Below are 19,980 nucleotides of genomic sequence, written 5' to 3' on the forward strand. Positions count from 1 at the left end.
CTTTAAGCTTTAGCCAGTTGAAAGTTTTAGCCCATCATCACAATTCAGAGTAAGGACAAAAAAATATGAGTCTGTGGCCGTTACTGCAAGGCTTTGGCCTGGGCGCCAGTATGATTATCCCTATCGGCGCACAAAATGCCTATGTGCTGAATCAGGGAATCAAACGCAACCATCACCTGACCACAGCAACGGTGTGCAGTCTGCTGGACATGCTGTTCATCAGTCTGGGGGTCTTTGGCGGCGGCGCCCTGTTATCCAGTAATGAAACCGTATTGCTGGTGGTCACTCTGGGGGGCATCGCATTTCTGGTGTTTTACGGCAGCCTCTCTCTGAAAAGCGCCTTCAGCCATCCATCCTCAGAGGAAGCTCAGGACCAGATGCTGGCCCGCGGCCGACGGGCCGTGATTGCCGGCGCACTGGCAGTGACGGTGCTGAACCCGCATCTGTATCTGGATACCGTGGTCATTCTGGGGTCCATTGGCGGTCAATTTGAAGGACACGACCGTATTGCGTTTGCAATCGGCACCATTCTGGCATCTTTTGTCTGGTTCTTTACCCTGTCGGTTGCGGCAGCAAAAATGGCACTGACGTTATCGAAGCCTCATGTCAAACGGGGCATTGATATCGCCGTCGCCGCAATGATGTTTGTCATCGCGGCCCATTTAGCCAAAGGTTTACTGGTTTAATCCGTCCCTAAACAACAATGGAGCCAAACGGCTCCATTGTTCAGGGTCAGTCTGAAAGACATCAGTCTTCGACTTTGTTGAGATGCACATCCATTTGCGGGAATGGAATCTCAATGCCTTCTTTATCCAGCCCTTCTTTGATTGCCTGCAGCAAATCAAAATACACAGCCCAGTATTCAGAAGTCTTCACCCAGGGGCGTACTACGAAATTCACGGAAGAATCGGCAAGTGCAACCACACCAATGGTCGGTGCCGGATCTTTCAGCACACGCGACTCAGCATCCACCACTCGCTTCAGCACTTCCTTGGTTTTCTTCAGATCAGACTTGTATGAAACGCCAATCAAGAAGTCAATCCGGCGGGTCTCATGTCTGGAGTAGTTCGTAATCGGTCCGCCAATCACAGCAGAGTTCGGAACGACAACCATTTTGTTGTCCGGCGTTTTCAGTACAGTCTGAAATACCTGAATCGACTCCACAGAGCCTGCAACCCCTGCCACTTCCACATAATCGCCGGATTTAAAAGGACGAAACGCAACAATCAGCACACCGGCTGCGAAGTTAGACAGAGACCCCTGTAAGGCCAGACCCACGGCCAGGCCGGCGGCACCGATCACCGCGACAACGGAAGCCGTCTGCACCCCTACCCGGCTCAGCGCCGCAATCAGGACAATCACAAACAGCAGATAGCGCACCAGTGACTGCAGGAACTTCACAACCGCTTCATCCATCTGCTTGCGGCGCAGCATCTTACTGAAGCCGTTCGCAATGCCTTTGGCAATCAGATTACCGATAAACAGAATCAGCAATGCTGAGATCAGGTTTACCCCGTACTGGATCAGCAGATCCTGATTATCCATAATCCAGCCGCCAGCTTGTTTGACCCCGTCCGCCAACTCATTATTTGCTATGGTATCCACCACTTTATCTGTCACGCTTTCAGTCATAGCACTCTCTCTATTATTTATTATTCAACTGACGCGATCATGCACGTCCCTGATAATGAAACAAACTGAATTTCTCTCTAACCTATCAACATTGAACCGCTTTGTCTTACCGAATAATCACTATTGCTCAATTGACGCTGTCCGTGCAATTCGGAACAAGGTTCAGTTTATGCGGCAACCAACAAATTATTGTGAAAGTCTGGTAAAACACAATAAAAAAGCCCGCATTCGCGGGCTTTCTTCTCAAATTACTGAGATTTACAGAACGTCGATCGCATTCAGATCAGAGAAAGCTTGTTCCAGACGTTTCACCATCGATTCCTGACCTTTACGCAGCCATACGCGTGGGTCATAGAATTTCTTGTTTGGTGCGTCTTCACCAGTTGGGTTACCGATCTGACCCTGCAGGTAAGCTTCATTCTCCAGGTAGTATTCACGGATACCATTCCAGGTCGCCCACTGAGTATCAGTATCGATGTTCATTTTGATCACACCGTAACCGATAGACTCACGGATTTCTTCCAGCGTTGAACCAGAACCACCGTGGAATACGAAGTTCAGTGCGTTTGGTGCAATACCGAATTTCTCAGCACAGTACGCCTGAGAGTCGCGCAGAATGGTTGGCGTCAGGACAACATTACCTGGCTTATAAACACCGTGAACGTTACCGAAAGAGGCCGCGATGGTGAAACGAGGGCTGATTGCGATCAGTTTCTCGTAAGCGTAAGCAACATCTTCTGGCTGCGTGTACAGAGAAGACTGATCCAGGTGAGAGTTATCAACACCGTCTTCTTCGCCACCGGTACAACCCAGTTCGATTTCCAGCGTCATGCCCATCTTGCTCATGCGTTCCAGGTACTTGGCGCTGATCTCGATGTTTTCTTCCAGAGACTCTTCAGACAGGTCAATCATGTGAGAAGAGAACAGCGGCTTGCCTGTTTCTGCAAAGTGCTTCTCACCAGCGTCCAGCAGACCGTCAATCCATGGCAGCAGTTTCTTCGCCGCGTGGTCGGTGTGCAGAATAACTGGCACGCCATACGTCTCAGCGACAGCGTGAACGTATTTCGCACCCGCGATAGCACCCAGGATCGGGCCTTGCTGACCTTCCAGTTTCAGGCCTTTACCCGCAAAGAACCCGGCACCGCCGTTAGAAAACTGAACCACAACCGGCGCTTTTACTTTTGCAGCAGCTTCCAGTACAGCGTTGACAGAGTCAGTGTTAACCACGTTTACTGCTGGCAGGGCAAATTTGTTTTCTTTTGCCACTTCAAAAACTTTCTGAACGTCATCGCCAGAAATCACACCAGGTTTTACGAAGTCGAAGATCTTAGACATAACAATAGTCCTATTAGCTTTGTTGTCCGGGTTTAAAGATAAACTCGTTGCAAATTGGTGTGGCCGCCAGAATCTGTTTTGGCTGTACAGCCACACACCGCATGTTCAGGGCGCAGGGACCAACCCTGCGCAACTGTTATCAGGCTTTCGCTCGTTCTTCCAGCATAGCAACGGCTGGCAGTTTTTTACCTTCCACAAACTCCAGGAATGCGCCGCCACCGGTTGAAATGTAAGATACTTTATCTTTGATGCCGTACTTATCAATCGCTGCCAGCGTATCACCGCCACCTGCAATTGAGAAACCAGCGGATTCAGCAATGGCTTTAGAAACCACTTCAGTGCCTTTGCCAAACTGCTCAATTTCGAAGACACCCACAGGGCCATTCCACAGGATGGTCTTCGCATCTTTGATGATACGAGCCAACTCAGCCGCTGAGTCCGGACCAATATCCAGTACCATGTCGTCTTCTGCGATTTCGTTCGCAGCTTTAATGGTCGCTTCAGCAGACTCAGAAAATTCTTTGGCACACACAACATCAGTTGCCACTGGCACGTCAGTCTGTGCCATCAGTGCTTTCGCCGTATCAACCAGATCAGCTTCATACAGAGACTTACCAACGCCGTGGCCTTCTGCTGCGATGAAGGTATTCGCAATACCGCCGCCGACAACAACCTGATCGGCAATTTTCGCCAGAGACTCAAGCACGGTCAGTTTGGTCGATACTTTTGAACCGCCAACGATGGCAACCATTGGACGAGCCGGGTTATCCAGCGCTTTACCCAGAGCTTCCAGCTCAGCTGCCAGCAGCGGACCTGCACAGGCAACCGGGGCAAACATGCCGACGCCATGCGTAGACGCCTGCGCACGGTGCGCGGTACCGAATGCATCCATAACAAAGATGTCGCACAGTGCAGCATATTTCTTGGACAGCGCTTCATCGTTCTTCTTCTCGCCCGCATTGAAGCGAACGTTTTCCAGAACAACCAGCTCGCCGGTGTTCAGTTCCAGACCATCCAGGTAGTCTTTCGCCAGTTTCACGTCACAATCCAGTGCGTCCTGCAGATAGTTCACAACAGGCTGCAGAGAAAATTCTTCCGAGTATTCACCTTCGGTCGGACGACCCAGGTGAGAGGTAACCATTACCTTAGCACCTGCCGCCAGGCAGTGCTGAATCGTTGGCAGAGATGCCAGGATACGTGCATCAGAAGTTACTTTGCCTTCTTTGACTGGCACGTTCAGATCAGCACGGATCAGTACACGTTTACCGGCCAGATCCAGATCAGTCATCTTGATTACAGACATGGTTTGTCCTCTCAATAGTCTTACTGTTTAAATGATAAATACTTTCAGCCCTGCGAATTCGCCTGACTGGGAAATTCTGTGACGTCTTTTAGTTTGTGGCTTGCCTGATACATCGCCAGCGCCGTATCCAGCATACGGTTGGCAAATCCCCATTCATTATCACACCAGACCAGCAGCTTCAGCAGGTGCTGGTTACTGACCCGGGTTTGGGTACCATCAACAATGGCGCTGTGGGGATCATGATTGAAATCAACAGAAACAAGCGGTGCAGTGGTGTAATCGACGATATCTGTCAATTTACACCGAGCGGCCTCAGCCAGAGCTTGATTTACATCATCAACCGAGACATTAGTTTTGACGGTGACGCTTAAATCCATCGCGGTGACGTTAATTGTAGGAACCCTGACTGAAATCGCCTCGAATTTGTCCGCAAATTTGGGAAAAATACGACCTATGCCCAAGTGCAGTTTGGTATCGACAGGAATAATCGACTGACTGGCAGCACGTGTCCGTCGCAAATCCGTGTGGTAGGCATCGATCACCTGCTGGTCATTCATCGCAGAGTGGATGGTTGTGATAGTACCGGATTCAATGCCGAAGGCATCATCAAGCACTTTAATTACAGGGACGATACAGTTGGTCGTACAGGAGCCGTTGGAAACGATGCGGTCTTGAGGCGACAATGTCTGGTGGTTCACACCGAAGATAATCGTGTTATCGATGTCATTTGCAGCAGGATGAGAGAAAAGAACTTGCCGGGCGCCCGCTTTCAGATGGGCTTCGCCATCTGCTCTGGAGCCAAAAATGCCGGTGCAATCGAGAACGATATCCACTTCTAAATCGCGCCAGGGCAAGAGCTCGATATCACTCAGGTGCAGAATACGAATCGCATCTTCGCCGTCTTCTCCGGCCACGAAGAGATGCTCCTGATCATGCGTCACTTTACGGCCAAAACGACCATGGCTGGAATCATACTGGAGCAGATGCGCCATTGATTCCGGCTGAGCCAGTTCATTGACCGCCACGACTTTGATCTGGCGATGTTTGCCGCTTTCATATAAGGCCCGCAGAATGCTGCGGCCAATACGGCCAAATCCATTAATTGCGACTCGTACTGTCATATCCGTGCTACAAAAGTGAAAAGCCGCTCTAGTGTATACCAAGCGTTAACGAGAATCACCCTAATTGTGACCCGCCTCACCCCCCAGAATGATTCTCTGTGAGGAGGTCACAAATCCAGTAAATACGCCCGCTCCGACACTATTGTCCCTTATATCAAATATCTGATTCACACATTCGCGGGATAAAAAAGGCCCCGTTCCGGAGCCTTTTTTTCAACCTTCGAAATAATTTTTCTGCAACCTGAGCATAACAATTGGTCCGGGTAGTGCTTAAGCCAGCAGTTCTTTCGCCGTGCTCACCACGTTTTCAGTGGTAAAGCCGAACAGTTTGAACAGCTCGCCAGCCGGTGCAGATTCACCGAAGCTGGTCATGCCGATGATGCGACCGTCAAAGCCAACGTACTTGTACCAGAAGTCGGCAATACCGGCTTCAATGGCGATACGGGCAGTCACGTCAGATGGCAGCACAGATTCACGGTAAGCCGCATCTTGCTTGTCGAATGCGTCGGTAGACGGCATTGAAACAACACGAACCAGCTTGCCTTCTGCACTCAGTTCAGCCGCTGCGTTCACGGCCAGCTCAACTTCAGAACCGGTGGCAATCAGGATCAGCTCAGGTTTGCCTGCGCAGTCTTTCAGGATGTAACCACCTTTTGCGATATCAGCAACCTGCTGTTCGCTGCGCTCTTGCTGAGCCAGGTTCTGACGCGAGAAAATCAGCGCGGTTGGCGCGTCTTTGCGCTCGATGGCCAGTTTCCACGCCATCGCAGATTCAACCTGGTCACACGGACGCCAGGTGCTCATGTTTGGCGTCAGGCGCAGAGAAGCCATTTGCTCAACCGGCTGGTGCGTCGGGCCGTCTTCACCCAGACCAATGGAGTCGTGGGTGTATACCTGAATGTTCTGAACTTTCATCAGGGCAGCCATACGCATCGCGTTACGGGCATATTCCATGAACATCAGGAAGGTTGCGCCGTAAGGGACGAAACCACCGTGCAGTGCGATACCGTTGATGATGGCCGTCATCCCGAACTCACGCACACCGTAGTGGATGTAGTTACCGGATGCATCATCAGCCGTCAGCGACTTCGAGCCAGACCACATAGTCAGGTTCGAAGGTGCCAGGTCTGCAGAACCACCCATGAACTCAGGCAGGATCTGACCGAAGGCTTCCAGCGCATTCTGAGAAGCTTTACGGGAGGCGATGTTCGCCGGGTTGGCTTGCAGATCAGCAATGATCTTGCTTGCTTCTGCTTCCCATTGTGCTGGCAGTTCGCCGTTTACACGACGTTTGAATTCTGCAGCCAGTTCTGGGTAAGCGGCTTCATAAGCAGCCAGCTTTTCATTCCATGCTGCTTCTTTCGCTTCGCCCGCTTCTTTGGCATCCCAATCTGCGTAAACGTCAGCAGGGATTTCGAACGGACCATGCTGCCAGCCCAGGAATTCACGGGCTGCTGCGATTTCGTCGTGACCCAGCGGGGCACCGTGACAGTCGTGAGAACCGGCTTTGTTCGGAGAACCGAAACCGATGATGGTTTTGGTACAGATCAGCGTTGGACGAGGGTCTGCTTTCGCGGCTTCAATCGCTGCGTTGATTGCTGCAGCATCGTGGCCGTCAACCGCAGGGATCACGTGCCAGCCGTACGCTTCAAAGCGTTTTGGTGTATCGTCAGAGAACCAGCCTTCCACGTGACCGTCGATAGAAATGCCGTTGTCATCCCAGAACGCGATCAGTTTGCCCAGACCCAGGGTACCGGCCAGAGAGCAAGCTTCGTGAGAAATCCCTTCCATCAGACAGCCGTCGCCCAGGAACGCATAGGTGTAGTGGTCAACGATGTCGTGGCCGTCGCGGTTAAATTGAGCTGCCAGAGACTTCTCAGCAATCGCCATACCCACAGCATTGGTGATGCCCTGACCCAGCGGGCCGGTGGTGGTTTCGATACCCGGCGCGTAGCCATACTCCGGGTGACCCGGTGTTTTTGAATGCAGCTGACGGAAGTTTTTCAGGTCGTCAATGGACAGCGCGTAACCGCTCAGGTGCAGCAGGGAGTAAATCAGCATGGAGCCGTGGCCGTTGGACAGCACGAAGCGGTCGCGGTCAGCCCAGTTCGGGTTTTGCGGGTTGTGGTTCAGGTGGTCACGCCACAGAACTTCGGCGATATCCGCCATACCCATCGGTGCGCCCGGGTGACCGGAGTTCGCCTGTTGTACACCGTCCATGCTCAGGGCACGGATAGCATTCGCAAGTACTTTACGAGAAGACATGTCTGCTCCAACTTCATTATTCTTGTTTATCGGGGAAGTATCAGCCATCCCTGACAACGGCAAATGTCGGTATCAGGCAAAGCGGAAGCAGATTCTCTCAAGGCATAACCCGGTAAGCAAACCAGAATCTCGGAATGATGAACCAGTAAAATTCATGCTCGCGATATAATCATCCAGACCTTTCACCGATGCCGCGATTAACGGAAGTATTTGGACAATCTATATCTAATTTCTACTTATTGTTGATTTTGATCCCATACAAGTTATTATAGCCGTCTAGACGGAGGTAGCTCTATACATACAGACTGATGAATATTCACTCAGACTGACTAATTTCACACCTCCGACCTCTTTTAAGTTTTTTCAGATAGTGAGAATACTCATGGCGAAACACCTGTTTACTTCTGAGTCGGTATCGGAAGGCCATCCAGATAAAATTGCAGACCAGATCTCAGATGCAGTCCTGGATGCGATCTTAGAACAAGACCCGAAAGCACGTGTTGCGTGTGAGACTTACGTCAAGACCGGTATGGTCATGGTTGGCGGTGAAATCACAACCTCTGCCTGGGTTGATATTGAAGAACTGACCCGTCAGACCGTACGCGAAATCGGCTACACCCATTCAGACATGGGCTTTGATGCCAACTCTTGTGCTGTCCTGAGCGCGATCGGTAAACAGTCTCCGGATATCAACCAGGGTGTTGACCGTGAAGACCCGAAAGAGCTGGGTGCAGGTGATCAGGGAATTATGTTTGGTTACGCAACCAACGAAACTGAAGTGCTGATGCCGGCACCAATCACTTATGCACACCGTCTGGTTGAGCGTCAGGCCAAAGTCCGTAAAAACGGCACTCTGCCTTGGTTGCGTCCGGACGCGAAAAGCCAGGTCACTTTTGCCTATGACAACGGCAAAATCGTCGGTGTTGATGCTGTGGTTCTGTCAACGCAGCACTGCGACAGCATTGAACTGCCTGTACTGCAGGAAGCGGTGATGGAAGAAATTATCAAGCCGGTCCTGCCATCTGAGTGGCTGAACAAAGACACCAAATACTTCATCAACCCAACCGGTCGCTTTGTGATTGGCGGTCCAATGGGTGACTGTGGTCTGACTGGCCGTAAAATCATCGTAGATACCTACGGCGGCGCAGCCCGTCACGGTGGTGGTGCATTCTCTGGTAAAGATCCATCGAAAGTAGACCGTAGTGCCGCTTACGCAGCACGTTATGTTGCGAAAAACATCGTGGCTGCCGGTCTGGCGGACCGTTGTGAAATCCAGCTGTCTTATGCGATTGGTATTGCAGATCCAACGTCTATCATGGTGGAAACCTTCGGGACTGAGAAAGTTTCTCACGACCTGATTGTTGAAGCCGTTCGCCACCACTTCGACCTGCGCCCGTACGGCCTGATCGAAATGCTGGATCTGCTGCAGCCTATCTACAAGAAGACGGCTGCTTACGGTCACTTTGGTCGCGAAGAGTTCCCTTGGGAAAAAACTGACAAAGCCGACCTGCTGCGCGATTACGCAAACATTAAGTAATCGCAGCCCGGCTGTTATTCTTACTCGTGAAAAAGGAAGCTTCGGCTTCCTTTTTCATTGCTGTTCGCTGTACCGTACAGCTCTTTCCGCTTTGGGACACCGATATTCCAAAAGCATCAGAATCTGATCAAACCCAAACCAAAACAACATAAGCAACTGTTTCAAAAATACTTTTTAGCTTTTTAACACCAGCAACCCAATCGCACCAAAAGCTGAACAGGCATTCGTGTGCAGCTTCTGAAGCTTTTGACCACTCATGTCCCTTAAGCTGATCGTGCCGGACAGACTGGAAAAAAAACACCAGACCTTTCATACTGTCCGCCTTGTTTTATGACCCGTCAGCTCCATGAACCCACTTCAGCAAGCCATCATTGAACGTACCCTCGCCTGCCTGCGGCTGGCAGAGCAAAAACTGGGCAGACAATTTCCGGATCCGGCCATTCGCTTTACCCAGCGCGGCAAGAGCGCAGGCAGCGCCCGGCTGCAAAGCTGGGAGATCCGATACAATCCGGTCCTGATGGCCGAAAATCCCCAGGCGTTCCTGGAAGAAGTCGTTCCTCATGAACTGGCTCACCTGCTGACATTTGCCTGCTATGGCCGGGTCAAACCCCACGGAACGGAGTGGCAGCGGATGATGACAGATATTTTTCATGTCCCGGCCCGAACCACGCACAGTTTTGATGTTACTTCGGTCTCCGGACAAACCTTCTGCTATCGCTGCCAGTGCCGGGAACACCAGCTGACCCTCAGACGGCACAATAAAGTAATGCGACAGCAGGCGATTTATCATTGCACTCAATGCCACCAGCCATTGCGTCCGGACCGCTGATGGCTGACGCCGGCGCGTCTGTCACACAAACACCAGCCGCAATTGGTCTTCCCCACTTCCCTGACTATACTTTTCAACGACCTGAATGCCACAAGTGGCATACCCTTCTCAGGTTCAACCAAAATCACAGGTAAACATTGGCTCAGTCTTGAGCGGACCGATCCTCCCAGTCATGGGACTCACTCCAGAAAATACGCTGGCTTTGTTGCGGTTACCTGACACGGCATGTCAACCCAATGGAAACCGCCATGACGCACAAGAAAAAGAAAGACAAAGAGAAGCAAAAACACAGCAAGCAACATGGTGAGCTGGTCAATCCTCAATATGTCCTGAAGAACATCGACAAAGCGCCCGATGCCAATGACGTCGAGTGCTGGACGGGCGGCGACCACTACGCTGACATCACGCTGGCCACTCAGAGACTGAAAGAAATGTTTGTCGAGATGGGGCAAAAGACCCGTATCGAACGCGGCCAACAGCCTGCGGAACGTGCCGTTTTCCGCAAACAACACGGCATCGCCTACGGACATTTTGATATCCACCGGGATATTCCGGAAGCTCTGAAAATTGGTATCTTCAGCGGCAGCCGGTATGAATGTGTGCTGCGTTTTTCCAGTGACACCTCACCCAGCGCGCCGGATCTGCACACCACGCTGGGCGTCGGGATCAAACTGTTCGGGGTCCCCGGTCCCAAGCTGCTCGGTGACAGTGATAATGCCGATTTCATCATGCAGAACATCGACCGTTTCTTTGCCCGCGATGCGGCTCAGATGTGTGCCTTTACCACAGCTGGTGTCATTGACGGTGACTACCCGGCCTATCTGGAAAAACATCCCAAGGTCCATGAGATCATCAATGCCATGTCCAAAGTCGAGGCCAGTTGTCTGAGTGCCAGCTACTGGGCCATTCTGCCTTTCAAACTCGGCGACAGCCAGGTGGTCAAATACCGTCTCACACCGCTGGACACCTATCACGGCGCCCCCAGCAACAGCCGCGATTATCTGGCGCAGGATCTGCAAAACCGCCTGCGTCAGGACGAAAGCCGCTTCCTGTTTGAAGTGCAGTTGCGCACCGATCCGGCAACTATGCCGCTGGACGACGCTCAGGTCGTCTGGCCGGAATCTGAAAGCCCTTTTATCCCGGTCGCCACGCTCACGCTGCCAAAGCAGGAAATCACGGCCATCGGTCAGGCTGAGTTTGGCCGTAACCTTGCCTTTAACATCTGGCGCACCCTGCCTGAACATGAACCGCTGGGCTCCATTGCACAGGCCCGTAAAGTGGTTTATCAGGCCAGTGCCGACACACGCCATCTGGCCAACGGACAGCAGATGAATGAGCCGGATCGCATCGACCCAAAGTTCACCGGCAACACCGATGAAGACATCGACTGCATTGTCCGGGCCGCGATTTATCCGCCCATCGGCATTATGCGGGTCGGCGGCAGCGACGAATATTTTATCGGCCCGCTGGTCCCTAATCCCAGGCCCCGGCTGGAAGAAGATGCCTACCGGGATGCCCGTGGTCTGCTGAAACGTCAGGCGGCTCAGTTCCGGGTTTATGGTCTGAATGCTGCTGGCAAAGCCGTCAAAGAGCTGACCATGGACAACGCAAAACTTAAGTGGCGCGTCCATCTGGCCAATCAGAAGTCCTCCTGGTACGAATTCCAGCTCGCGCTGGATATTCCGGAGGCCGAACATGCACCGCCTTCGCTGCTGCGCAACAACAATGTGGCTGATCGCCGCCGTCTGCTGATCGACGGCGGAGCCCAGCAACTGGACGAGGCCGGGGTAAAGAAAGGTCCCGAATTTGTCGGCAAGTTCATGGACGAGTCCGTCTATCTGGGTGAGCTGAAAACCGATAAAAAGGGCCGCCTGATTGTCCTGGGCGGCAAAGGGATCTCGCGCAATATCAACGGCGATATCGCCATTACCTTTGCCAACAATGAAGGCTGGCACGATGATATCTCTGACGGCCCGGTCACTGCTGAAGTCGAATATCTGGGTGTCACCCTTCAGGTTGATCCGGCCTGGGTCGTCTGTGCGCCACCGGATTACGCACCCATGCAGAAATCGGTACGGACCATGTGGGATCTGATGCGTTCGGTAGCGGTGAACGCCGGAATGCTCACCCGCCCGCCCCGTCCGTCGTTTCGGAAAGATATCCTGCCGATCTTTGCGCGCATGACCAACCTGCAATGGGTCAACGCCGGTTTTGCCGCGGCTTTCGGTCACGGCGGTCAGTTCGACTACACGACACCGGCATGGCTCGCCAAGCTCAGCGATCCGTCTCCGGCCTATACCGAGCTGCGGCGGACCATCTCCAATAACTTTCGCCGCTATGGTCAGCCCGGCGCGCAGGCCGCCCAGCTGTGGCCCTGGCTCTATGGCGATGCGATTACCATCCCGCCGTCAGGCTCTAAACGTCAGCATGCCACGCTGTCTGAGCTGCAACTGGCGTTTCTGGATCAATGGGTGCAAGGCGACTTTATTCCCGACTATGTCGACCCGCAGATCTGCCCGCACGCAGCTGAACCCGATGACATCGACAAAGTCCCGGTGGCGGAACAGCCAGAGATGCTGACCCGGGGCGCGCTGGAATTCTGTCTTGCAGATGCCTTTCACCCCGGCTGTGAAATGACCTGGCCGATGCGTACCGCCGGAATGTACATGGCGCCGTTCCGCCTCAAGCATGCAAGCGAAGGGATCCGTAAAGACACCACCTACTACGGCCCTCTGATGAACAGCGATATCATCACGCTGGCGCAAGGGCCGCTGCTCGGCGGTCAGGTCCCGGGCGGGATCACCCGCTGGATGGCGATTCCCTGGCAGACCGATACCGCCAGTTGCCGCGACGGGTACACCTCCAAGTATGACCCTTACCTGCCGACCTTCTGGCCGGCCCGGGTGCCGAACAATATTCTGGATACCACCCGTTATCAGGAAACGCTGGACCCCAATCTGGATGAGCAAACCCGGATTCAGGCTTTCAATTACCGGACTGACTGGCTCGATGCCCTGCCCCTGTACGGTCAGCCGCCCACGTATACGGCACAGATCAACAGTATGATCTTCAATTTCAATCAGCTGGCCGTAGTTCAGGGCCGCCCGGGTGTTGCGGGTGATCCGAACTTCCCTGCCATAATGCAGGTGGGGATCACCGCCAAAGATCATGCCGTGAGTGAACTGGCTGACAGTGCAGAAATCACGGATACCGGCCGATTGCAGACAGTGGCTGAACTGGCACGGAATCTGGTGCCGGATCGCCACGGCCGGGACAACATTCAGCCGACGACACCGAGTGTCCGTTCACGCATTGATCTCGGTGTGATCGAGAAAGTCAGTCGCTTTGGCGTGAATTTCCCGGGGAAATTTAAATCGGACTGAGTCCTTGCACCGGGCGTGGCTGAACTCCACGCCCGCCTCACTGCAGGAAAAAATTTTGACGCAAATTATCCAGACGCAAATCGCAGTGATCGGCGCAGGGATTGGCGGTTGTATCGCCGCACTGGCCCTGAGCCGACATTTCGATGTTGTCCTGATCGACCAACACACTGAATGCCCTGCCAGAATCGGCGAATGTCTGCCTCCGGCAGCAGGCCGTATTCTGCGCGAACTCGGTCTGCTCGAAGCTTTCACCCGCCATCAGGCGCTGCATCTTCCCTGTCACGGGATCCGCAGTCACTGGGGCAGCGATGCATGTGTGATGAATGACAACCTCAGGAACCCGGACGGACCGGGCTGGCAGCTCGACCGTGCCGGGTTTGAAAACTGGCTGCGGCAACATGTGATGGCCAGCAACGTCCGCTGCCTGTGGCCAGCCAGACCTGTGGCGGTTCAGCAAGGTCGTGACGGCTGGTTGTTGCAGCTTCACGGAGAAACAGCTGAAAGCCGGTCTGCCGTACCCTGCCACTTTGTGATTGATGCCAGTGGCCGTCGCAGCGTCTTTGCCGCCATGCTGGGCATCAGACGTCTGGCACTCGACAAACAGGTTGCGATCTGGGCCAGTCTGGCTTGTGAGTGTGATGATCGCATGGCAACGCTGAGTGCCTGCGAATACGGCTGGTGGTACAGTGCCCGGTTACCGGGTCAGCGTCGGGTACTGGCGCTGCAAACCGATGCGGATCTGCTCAGACATGGTTTACATCTTGATGATGAACGCTTTTTTCAGATGGCCCGGACACAGAAAGATATTGCCGGGTTGCTTGCCGCCAGTCCGGCGCCGCAAAAACAGTGGCAACTGCACGGCAAAACCTCCGCCAATACCACACGCCTCAAGCAAGTCGCCGGATTCCGCTGGGCGGCCATCGGTGATGCCGCCTGCAGCTTTAACCCGCTGTCCTCGCAGGGAATGTTCAATGCCATGGCAACGGCCATGCAGCTGGCGGAACAGCTTGTGGATACCGGACTCAATCATCCGGAAGCACTGACTGCGCTCAGTCATACCCACAGCGCTCAAATCACATCAGTCTGGCAACGGTATCTGGATCATCACCGGCACTACTATCTGCAGGAACAGCGCTGGCCCGGCATGCCTTACTGGCAGCGAAGACACCATCCCCAACCTCTGGGAATTTGATGTCTGCCGCACCCAATTCAATATCTTGATGTTTTACACAGACATAACGTGAAACACTTCTAAATAAATTCGGTACTGATAACATCATCATCCCTTATATCAGTCACCGGATGTATCATGTTCACCAAGTTGAAATGGGTCCTGGCCGGCTCACTGCTGAGCCTCAGCCTCCTCCCACAGGTTGTCTATGCCAACCCGCCTGAGTCATTTGCCAAAGCCAAGAAGTTACTGGTCAAGATTTATCAGGACCACAACGAAAGTTTTTACTGCGGCTGCCGGATTGACTGGCACGGCAAGAAAGGTGTTCCCGATCTGAACAGCTGCGGCTATCAGGTTCGGAAGCAGGCAAAGCGGGCCAGCCGTATCGAATGGGAACATGTGGTCCCCGCCTGGCAGTTTGGCCATCAGTTACAATGCTGGCAGGACGGCGGCCGGAAGAACTGCCGGAAAGATCCGCTCTTCAACCGCATGGAAGCCGACATGCACAACCTGACCCCGGCAATTGGCGAAGTAAACGGCGACCGCTCGAACTTCCGCTTTACCCCATGGAAAGACAATGAGGGAGCCAACTACGGCCAGTGCGACATCAAAGTTGATTTCAAAAACCGCCGGGTTGATCCGCCGCAGCGCGCACGAGGCGCCATTGCGCGAACTTATCTCTACATGGAGCAGGAATACCGATTCCGGCTGGCCAAAAACCAGCGTCAGCTGATGCAGGCCTGGCACAAGACCTATCCGGTCAGTGCCTGGGAATGTGAACGGGACCGCCGCATCGCTGGTATCCAGAAGCAGCATAACCGCTTCGTAATGGAGGCCTGCCGGCAGGCTGGTCTGTAGTTCAGAACAACGGCTGGGCTCTCCGGCTCAGCCGTCCTTTTTCTGCCCCGCAACAATCACTCGCGAAGCATTTCTTCCTGATACCGCCTGTGATGCTCCATCGCTGGCTGAGCACCTGAGAGCCGTTCAAACCGAGCTGACATTACAGCAGTCCGGGACTGACACCAGCCATCCCCGTAAGGTAAGTCAACCGGCGTTGCAGAAGTGATCGGCACAAACTCGGCTGTCAGGTTCTGCTGTAAGATCGCTTCTGACACCAGCTTGGCCCTTGGAGCCACCTCGTCCTGCGCCAGCCGGTTACGCTGCCCCCAGCCGAGAATCAAATCATCGCAATTATAATCCGACCTTGCCGGTACCGTCGTAAAGCCGACATCCGACACCACGCCATACTCGCGCCACATCATGTAGGCTTCAAACAACATGGCGACATCTTCCTCTGCGGTATAGTAACCATAGAATTCTGCGGCGCCGTCAGGCTCAAATGCGGCCCCGGCCTGTTCCGGCGTCAAAATTTTCTGAACCGATGAACCGCCGAAATAGCTGTTGGCAGCCTGAGTCAAATCATCCGATTCAAGCGCATAGTCCTGGTTCAGTCTCTGATGAATTTGACTGGATTTATTCCGGTTGATGTTGGTGAGAATGCTGGTCGATGCATCCAGGCTGCTGAGCAGCTCCGGCGGCAGAAAGTCATTGGCATGGGCCAGTTCATGGGTGAGTAACCGCAACAACCCCGGTTTGATTTCAGCAGCCGATCGCCAGGCGTTGCTGAACTCATTGTAGGTATTACTGTAAGTCACATATTCACCGCTGGCCGGATCAACATAACGCTGCAAAGCAATAAAGCGCTGGCTGTCTGAAAAACCGGACCGGTAATCATCCTGCTGATAAATATCATTCCATTCCACCACATCCCGCCACAGATAACGCGGATCGATATACATCCCGGCTGTCGCGCTGTGATAAAAAGACGGTCGAACTTCAAAGCTCAGCACAATGACATTGAGCGGCTTAAACAGATTCAATACATCCTGCGGTAATTCCCGGACCACATCCATGAAACTGTCACCCATCCACGAATGTGAAACCAGCAATCGCCCGGCGATATCATCCGGAGTCAGATCGCCGGATGTCTGATAGCCCAGCGGGGCGATGTCCTGCATCTGACAGGACTGCCCCTGTTTGTAGATCACGGCACAGTCTATGGCAGATTGTGCGTAGAGGCTGTCTGCCAGATAAGGCTGCAAATCTTCCAGGCGCGGATCGCCACTCTGGTTCAGGCTTCTGTCCCCGGATTTACTACCGCCACAACCTGCAATGACCAGCATGGCTGCCGCAATGATGCTCAGCCGTTGTAATTTTTGTTTTTTTGACATTGTTCTTTGTGTGTCCCAAATGCAATCACGCCAGCAATCTAATTGAAAGTGCAATAGATTGCTTAATTTCTTCCCTTATTTTTGAGCTGAAACATTATCATTGAGCCGGATTTCAGTTCCAGGCTGTGCCGGATAGCCCATCACCGGCAATGTCGTCGTTTTTCAATCCGCCACAAGCAATGTTCGATACATTGTCATCAAGATTGATATACTGGCGCCAGACATTATCTTCACAGCCAATGAATCGAATATGAGAGTGCCACGTATTTTCCATCCTGAACCGCTGCCTGCAAGCGGAAAAGTGACATTAAGTGACGACGCCGCCAATCATGTGGGCCGCGTCATGCGCATGCAACCAGGTCAGGACGTCCTGCTGTTTGACGGCAGCAATGCTGAATTTCCGGCCGTGATTACCGAAGCCGGTAAAAAGCGGGTGGAAGTTGAGATCAGCGAACGCTGTGAAAACAATGTGGAATCCCCGCTGGAACTACATCTGGGCCAGGTCATATCCCGGGGTGAGAAGATGGAATTCACTATCCAGAAGTCCGTTGAACTGGGTGTCAGCAGCATTACCCCGCTGATTTCTGAACGCTGCGGCGTCAAACTAAGCCAGGACAGATTTGATAAGAAACTATCCCAATGGCAAAAGATCGCCATCAGTGCCTGTGAACAGTGCGGCCGCAACGTGGTTCCGGAAATCCGCCCGATCATGAAACTGGAAGACTGGTGTGCGGAAGAATTTGACGGCCTGAAGTTGAATTTGCACCCAAGAGCCCAATATTCCATTAATACCCTGCCCGCCCCGGTTTCCCGTGTTCGTCTGCTGATTGGCCCGGAAGGCGGTCTGTCGGAGCAGGAAATCAGCATGACCGAAAACTACCAGTTCAGCGAAGTGCTGCTGGGCCCGCGGGTCCTCAGAACCGAAACCGCCGCCATGACGGCAATGACTGCGCTACAGGTTCGCTTTGGCGATCTCGGCTAACCAAGGAGAAACACATGATCAAATTGGGTATTGTGATGGATCCCATCCAGTCCATTAACATCAAGAAAGATTCCAGTTTTGCGATGATGCTGGAAGCGCAGCGCCGTGGCTGGGAAATCCACTACATGGAAATGGCCGACCTGTCACTGGAACAGGGGAAAGCGCTGGCCCGCACCCGAATCGTCACCCTGAAAGAAGATCCAAACGACTGGTTCACCTTCCATGGCGAGCAGGAAATTGCCCTGAGCGACCTGGATGCGGTCCTGATGCGAAAAGACCCGCCGTTCGACACCGAATACATCTACGCCACCTATATTCTGGAGCGCGCAGAAGAACAAGGCACACTGATCGTCAACAAACCACAAAGCCTGCGTGACTGTAACGAAAAGCTGTTTACCGCCTGGTTCCCGGAGCTGACACCGACGACGCTCGTCACCCGGCGCGATGACAAGATCCGTGCGTTCTATGAAACGCATGGCGATATGATCCTGAAACCACTGGATGGCATGGGCGGCTCTTCGATTTTCCGTGTCAAACAAGGAGATCCGAACCTGTCGGTGATCATCGAAGCCCTGACCAACCACGGCCAGTTCTACTGCATGGCCCAGACATTCGTGCCGGACATCAGCAACGGGGACAAGCGAATTCTGGTGGTTGACGGTGAACCAATGCCTTACTGTCTGGCCCGGATTCCGGCAGAAGGTGAAACCCGCGGTAACCTGGCTGCCGGTGGTCGTGGCGAACCCCGCCCGCTGAGTGACACAGACCGTCAGATTGCTGAAGCCGTGGCGCCGGTCCTGAAAGAAAAAGGCCTGATTTTTGTGGGTCTGGATGTGATTGGCGACAAACTGACAGAAATTAATGTCACCAGCCCGACCTGTATCCGCGAAATCGAAGCCGCTTACGATATCTCCATCACCGGAAAACTGATGGATGCCATTGAACGTCGTCTGAAAGACGCTTAACCGGAACACTGTGCCTGAGTGTGTTGTCAAATATATGACCAAGGATTCGCTTGAGACTTCTGACAACACCTCGGCCAGACATACCATTTAAGCCAAATAGTCCTCATACTGTAACTATGAGCGCTTGTTGTAAGGACTGAATGATGAATCTCACCAATCATTTTCTGGTGGCCATGCCCAGTCTGCAGGATCCACACTTCAAACGCAGTGTGGTCTATGTGTGCGAGCACAACGACGAAGGTGCCATGGGTATTGTCATCAACCTGCCGATTGATGTGTCGGTCGGCAGCATGCTGGAACAGATCGAAGTGGAGCGTGAGCTGCCGCTGGCGCATCCGGACAGCCTGAAAAAACCTGTGATGATCGGTGGCCCGGTAGCTGGCGACCGCGGGTTTGTGCTGCATAACAGCAAAGCGAATTACAGCTCCAGTCTGGATCTGACTGATGAGCTCAAAATGACCACGTCCAAAGATATTCTGCCGCTTTTGGGAACGAAGGATGAACCGAGTCAGTTTCTGGTCGCCCTGGGCTATGCCGGCTGGACGGCCGGACAACTCGAGCAGGAGCTGGCTGAAAACAGCTGGCTGACCATGGAAGCAGACCCGGAAGTGGTTTTCGAAACCCCAATCAGTGAGCGCTGGGAAAAAGCAGTCGCCAAACTGGGCATTCATTCAGCCAATTTATCGACAGAAGTAGGACATTCATGAGCACATCACGCACCGTACTCGCCTTTGACTATGGCGTGAAAAGCATTGGCGCCGCGATCGGCCAGGAGCTGACGGGCACGGCCAATCCGCTTGCCGCGCTGAAAGCCAATGACGGTATCCCGAGCTGGGAAGCCATTGAAAAACTGCTCAAGGAATGGCAGCCGGATCTGGTGGTCGTGGGTCTGCCGCTGGACGTATATGGTGAAGAGCTGGACAGCATCACCCCACGTGCCCGAAAATTTGCCAACCGCCTGCATGGCCGGTTCGGTTGCCAGGTTGAGCTGCACGATGAACGCCTGAGCACAGTGGAAGCCCGTTCGGATCTGTTTGCCCGGGGTGGCTATCGCTCTCTGAGCAAAGGCAATATAGACTCTCAGTCCGCGGTCGTTATCTTAGAAAGCTGGTTTGAACAGCAATACGGGTAATCGGCTTGTACTGATTTTCTTTGTACAGCCCTGAAGGCTTTTGGATCATAGGTGACCCAAAGCACTGAAAGCTGCACACCCCCCCGAATCGAAA

Annotated in this window: 17 protein-coding genes; 10 read left to right on the forward strand and 7 right to left on the reverse strand. The window is 53.3% G+C overall.

The annotated features are described in order from the left end of the window. Positions 1-65: 65 nt before the first annotated feature. Positions 66-686, forward strand: coding sequence for a LysE/ArgO family amino acid transporter (locus tag ACYP03_RS21775; protein WP_459782084.1), 621 nt, complete (start codon positions 66-68; stop codon positions 684-686). 61 nt (positions 687-747) lie between these two features. Here the strand turns inward: ACYP03_RS21775 and mscS are convergent, their stop codons facing one another. The 5 genes from mscS to tkt all read right to left on the reverse strand — a co-directional run bounded on the left by mscS (position 748) and on the right by tkt (position 7,656). Beyond that, positions 748-1,632 carry a small-conductance mechanosensitive channel MscS gene (mscS, locus tag ACYP03_RS21780; protein WP_248144003.1) on the reverse strand — a complete coding sequence of 295 codons (885 nt, stop codon included), beginning with the start codon at positions 1,630-1,632 and terminating at the stop codon, positions 748-750. A gap of 258 nt (positions 1,633-1,890) precedes the next feature. After that, the gene (gene fbaA, locus ACYP03_RS21785; protein ID WP_248144002.1) at positions 1,891-2,967 is read right to left on the reverse strand and encodes a class II fructose-bisphosphate aldolase; all 1,077 of its coding nucleotides are present in this window, start codon (positions 2,965-2,967) and stop codon (positions 1,891-1,893) included. A 139-nt stretch (positions 2,968-3,106) separates the two neighbouring features. After that, positions 3,107-4,270: a phosphoglycerate kinase gene (locus ACYP03_RS21790; RefSeq protein ID WP_459782085.1), complete on the reverse strand. Its 1,164-nt coding sequence runs from the start codon at positions 4,268-4,270 to the stop codon at positions 3,107-3,109. Between the two features lie 44 nt (positions 4,271-4,314). Continuing rightward, on the reverse strand, positions 4,315-5,391 hold the full coding sequence (gene epd / locus ACYP03_RS21795) for an erythrose-4-phosphate dehydrogenase (RefSeq protein WP_248144000.1): 1,077 nt from the start codon (positions 5,389-5,391) through the stop codon (positions 4,315-4,317). 270 nt (positions 5,392-5,661) lie between these two features. Further along, on the reverse strand, positions 5,662-7,656 hold the full coding sequence (gene tkt / locus ACYP03_RS21800; RefSeq protein WP_459782086.1) for a transketolase: 1,995 nt from the start codon (positions 7,654-7,656) through the stop codon (positions 5,662-5,664). Positions 7,657-8,038: 382 nt separating this feature from the next. Here tkt and metK point away from each other — a divergent pair, with 382 nt between their 5' ends. After that, positions 8,039-9,193, forward strand: coding sequence for a methionine adenosyltransferase (gene metK / locus ACYP03_RS21805; RefSeq protein ID WP_248143998.1), 1,155 nt, complete (start codon positions 8,039-8,041; stop codon positions 9,191-9,193). A 127-nt stretch (positions 9,194-9,320) separates the two neighbouring features. Here the strand turns inward: metK and ACYP03_RS21810 are convergent, their stop codons facing one another. After that, a complete protein-coding gene (locus ACYP03_RS21810) occupies positions 9,321-9,506 on the reverse strand; it encodes a hypothetical protein (protein ID WP_459782087.1) in 186 nt (61 codons plus the stop codon). 33 nt (positions 9,507-9,539) lie between these two features. On the opposite strand from ACYP03_RS21810, the gene ACYP03_RS21815 reads away from it, so the two are divergent. The 4 genes from ACYP03_RS21815 (at position 9,540) to ACYP03_RS21830 (ending at position 15,434) form a co-directional block, all read left to right on the forward strand. Then, positions 9,540-10,022, forward strand: coding sequence for a SprT family zinc-dependent metalloprotease (locus tag ACYP03_RS21815; protein ID WP_459782088.1), 483 nt, complete (start codon positions 9,540-9,542; stop codon positions 10,020-10,022). A gap of 248 nt (positions 10,023-10,270) precedes the next feature. Continuing rightward, on the forward strand, positions 10,271-13,405 hold the full coding sequence (locus ACYP03_RS21820) for a LodA/GoxA family CTQ-dependent oxidase (RefSeq protein ID WP_459782089.1): 3,135 nt from the start codon (positions 10,271-10,273) through the stop codon (positions 13,403-13,405). Positions 13,406-13,460: 55 nt separating this feature from the next. Continuing rightward, the gene (locus ACYP03_RS21825; RefSeq protein WP_459782091.1) at positions 13,461-14,597 is read left to right on the forward strand and encodes a tryptophan 7-halogenase; all 1,137 of its coding nucleotides are present in this window, start codon (positions 13,461-13,463) and stop codon (positions 14,595-14,597) included. Between the two features lie 117 nt (positions 14,598-14,714). Further along, the gene (locus tag ACYP03_RS21830; protein ID WP_459782092.1) at positions 14,715-15,434 is read left to right on the forward strand and encodes an endonuclease; all 720 of its coding nucleotides are present in this window, start codon (positions 14,715-14,717) and stop codon (positions 15,432-15,434) included. Positions 15,435-15,490: 56 nt separating this feature from the next. Here the strand turns inward: ACYP03_RS21830 and ACYP03_RS21835 are convergent, their stop codons facing one another. Continuing rightward, positions 15,491-16,807, reverse strand: coding sequence for a hypothetical protein (locus tag ACYP03_RS21835; RefSeq protein ID WP_248143992.1), 1,317 nt, complete (start codon positions 16,805-16,807; stop codon positions 15,491-15,493). Positions 16,808-17,057: 250 nt separating this feature from the next. Between ACYP03_RS21835 and rsmE the strand changes: the two genes are divergently transcribed. The 4 genes from rsmE (at position 17,058) to ruvX (ending at position 19,886) form a co-directional block, all read left to right on the forward strand. Beyond that, the gene (rsmE, locus tag ACYP03_RS21840; protein ID WP_459782093.1) at positions 17,058-17,789 is read left to right on the forward strand and encodes a 16S rRNA (uracil(1498)-N(3))-methyltransferase; all 732 of its coding nucleotides are present in this window, start codon (positions 17,058-17,060) and stop codon (positions 17,787-17,789) included. 14 nt (positions 17,790-17,803) lie between these two features. After that, a complete protein-coding gene (gene gshB, locus ACYP03_RS21845) occupies positions 17,804-18,754 on the forward strand; it encodes a glutathione synthase (protein WP_330961957.1) in 951 nt (316 codons plus the stop codon). Between the two features lie 143 nt (positions 18,755-18,897). Beyond that, positions 18,898-19,461, forward strand: a complete 564-nt coding sequence (locus tag ACYP03_RS21850; protein ID WP_248143989.1) for a YqgE/AlgH family protein — start codon at positions 18,898-18,900, stop codon at positions 19,459-19,461. Beyond that, on the forward strand, positions 19,458-19,886 hold the full coding sequence (gene ruvX, locus ACYP03_RS21855) for a Holliday junction resolvase RuvX (protein ID WP_459782095.1): 429 nt from the start codon (positions 19,458-19,460) through the stop codon (positions 19,884-19,886). Before ACYP03_RS21850 ends, ruvX begins: the two co-directional genes overlap by 4 nt. The last annotated feature ends 94 nt before the right edge of the window (positions 19,887-19,980 follow it).

It is taken from the genome of Photobacterium sp. R1 (assembly GCF_054600795.1).

Coding starts and splice junctions, on each gene's coding strand:
- rsmE (WP_459782093.1), top strand. CDS start 17,058: ATGAGAGTGCCACGTATTTTCCATCCTGAACCGCTGCCTGCAAGCGGA.
- ACYP03_RS21775 (WP_459782084.1), top strand. CDS start 66: ATGAGTCTGTGGCCGTTACTGCAAGGCTTTGGCCTGGGCGCCAGTATG.
- ACYP03_RS21820 (WP_459782089.1), top strand. CDS start 10,271: ATGACGCACAAGAAAAAGAAAGACAAAGAGAAGCAAAAACACAGCAAG.
- metK (WP_248143998.1), top strand. CDS start 8,039: ATGGCGAAACACCTGTTTACTTCTGAGTCGGTATCGGAAGGCCATCCA.
- ACYP03_RS21835 (WP_248143992.1), bottom strand. CDS start 16,807: ATGTCAAAAAAACAAAAATTACAACGGCTGAGCATCATTGCGGCAGCC.
- fbaA (WP_248144002.1), bottom strand. CDS start 2,967: ATGTCTAAGATCTTCGACTTCGTAAAACCTGGTGTGATTTCTGGCGAT.
- ACYP03_RS21830 (WP_459782092.1), top strand. CDS start 14,715: ATGTTCACCAAGTTGAAATGGGTCCTGGCCGGCTCACTGCTGAGCCTC.
- ACYP03_RS21815 (WP_459782088.1), top strand. CDS start 9,540: ATGAACCCACTTCAGCAAGCCATCATTGAACGTACCCTCGCCTGCCTG.
- ACYP03_RS21790 (WP_459782085.1), bottom strand. CDS start 4,270: ATGTCTGTAATCAAGATGACTGATCTGGATCTGGCCGGTAAACGTGTA.
- mscS (WP_248144003.1), bottom strand. CDS start 1,632: ATGACTGAAAGCGTGACAGATAAAGTGGTGGATACCATAGCAAATAAT.
- ruvX (WP_459782095.1), top strand. CDS start 19,458: ATGAGCACATCACGCACCGTACTCGCCTTTGACTATGGCGTGAAAAGC.
- ACYP03_RS21810 (WP_459782087.1), bottom strand. CDS start 9,506: ATGAAAGGTCTGGTGTTTTTTTTCCAGTCTGTCCGGCACGATCAGCTT.
- ACYP03_RS21850 (WP_248143989.1), top strand. CDS start 18,898: ATGAATCTCACCAATCATTTTCTGGTGGCCATGCCCAGTCTGCAGGAT.
- epd (WP_248144000.1), bottom strand. CDS start 5,391: ATGACAGTACGAGTCGCAATTAATGGATTTGGCCGTATTGGCCGCAGC.
- gshB (WP_330961957.1), top strand. CDS start 17,804: ATGATCAAATTGGGTATTGTGATGGATCCCATCCAGTCCATTAACATC.
- tkt (WP_459782086.1), bottom strand. CDS start 7,656: ATGTCTTCTCGTAAAGTACTTGCGAATGCTATCCGTGCCCTGAGCATG.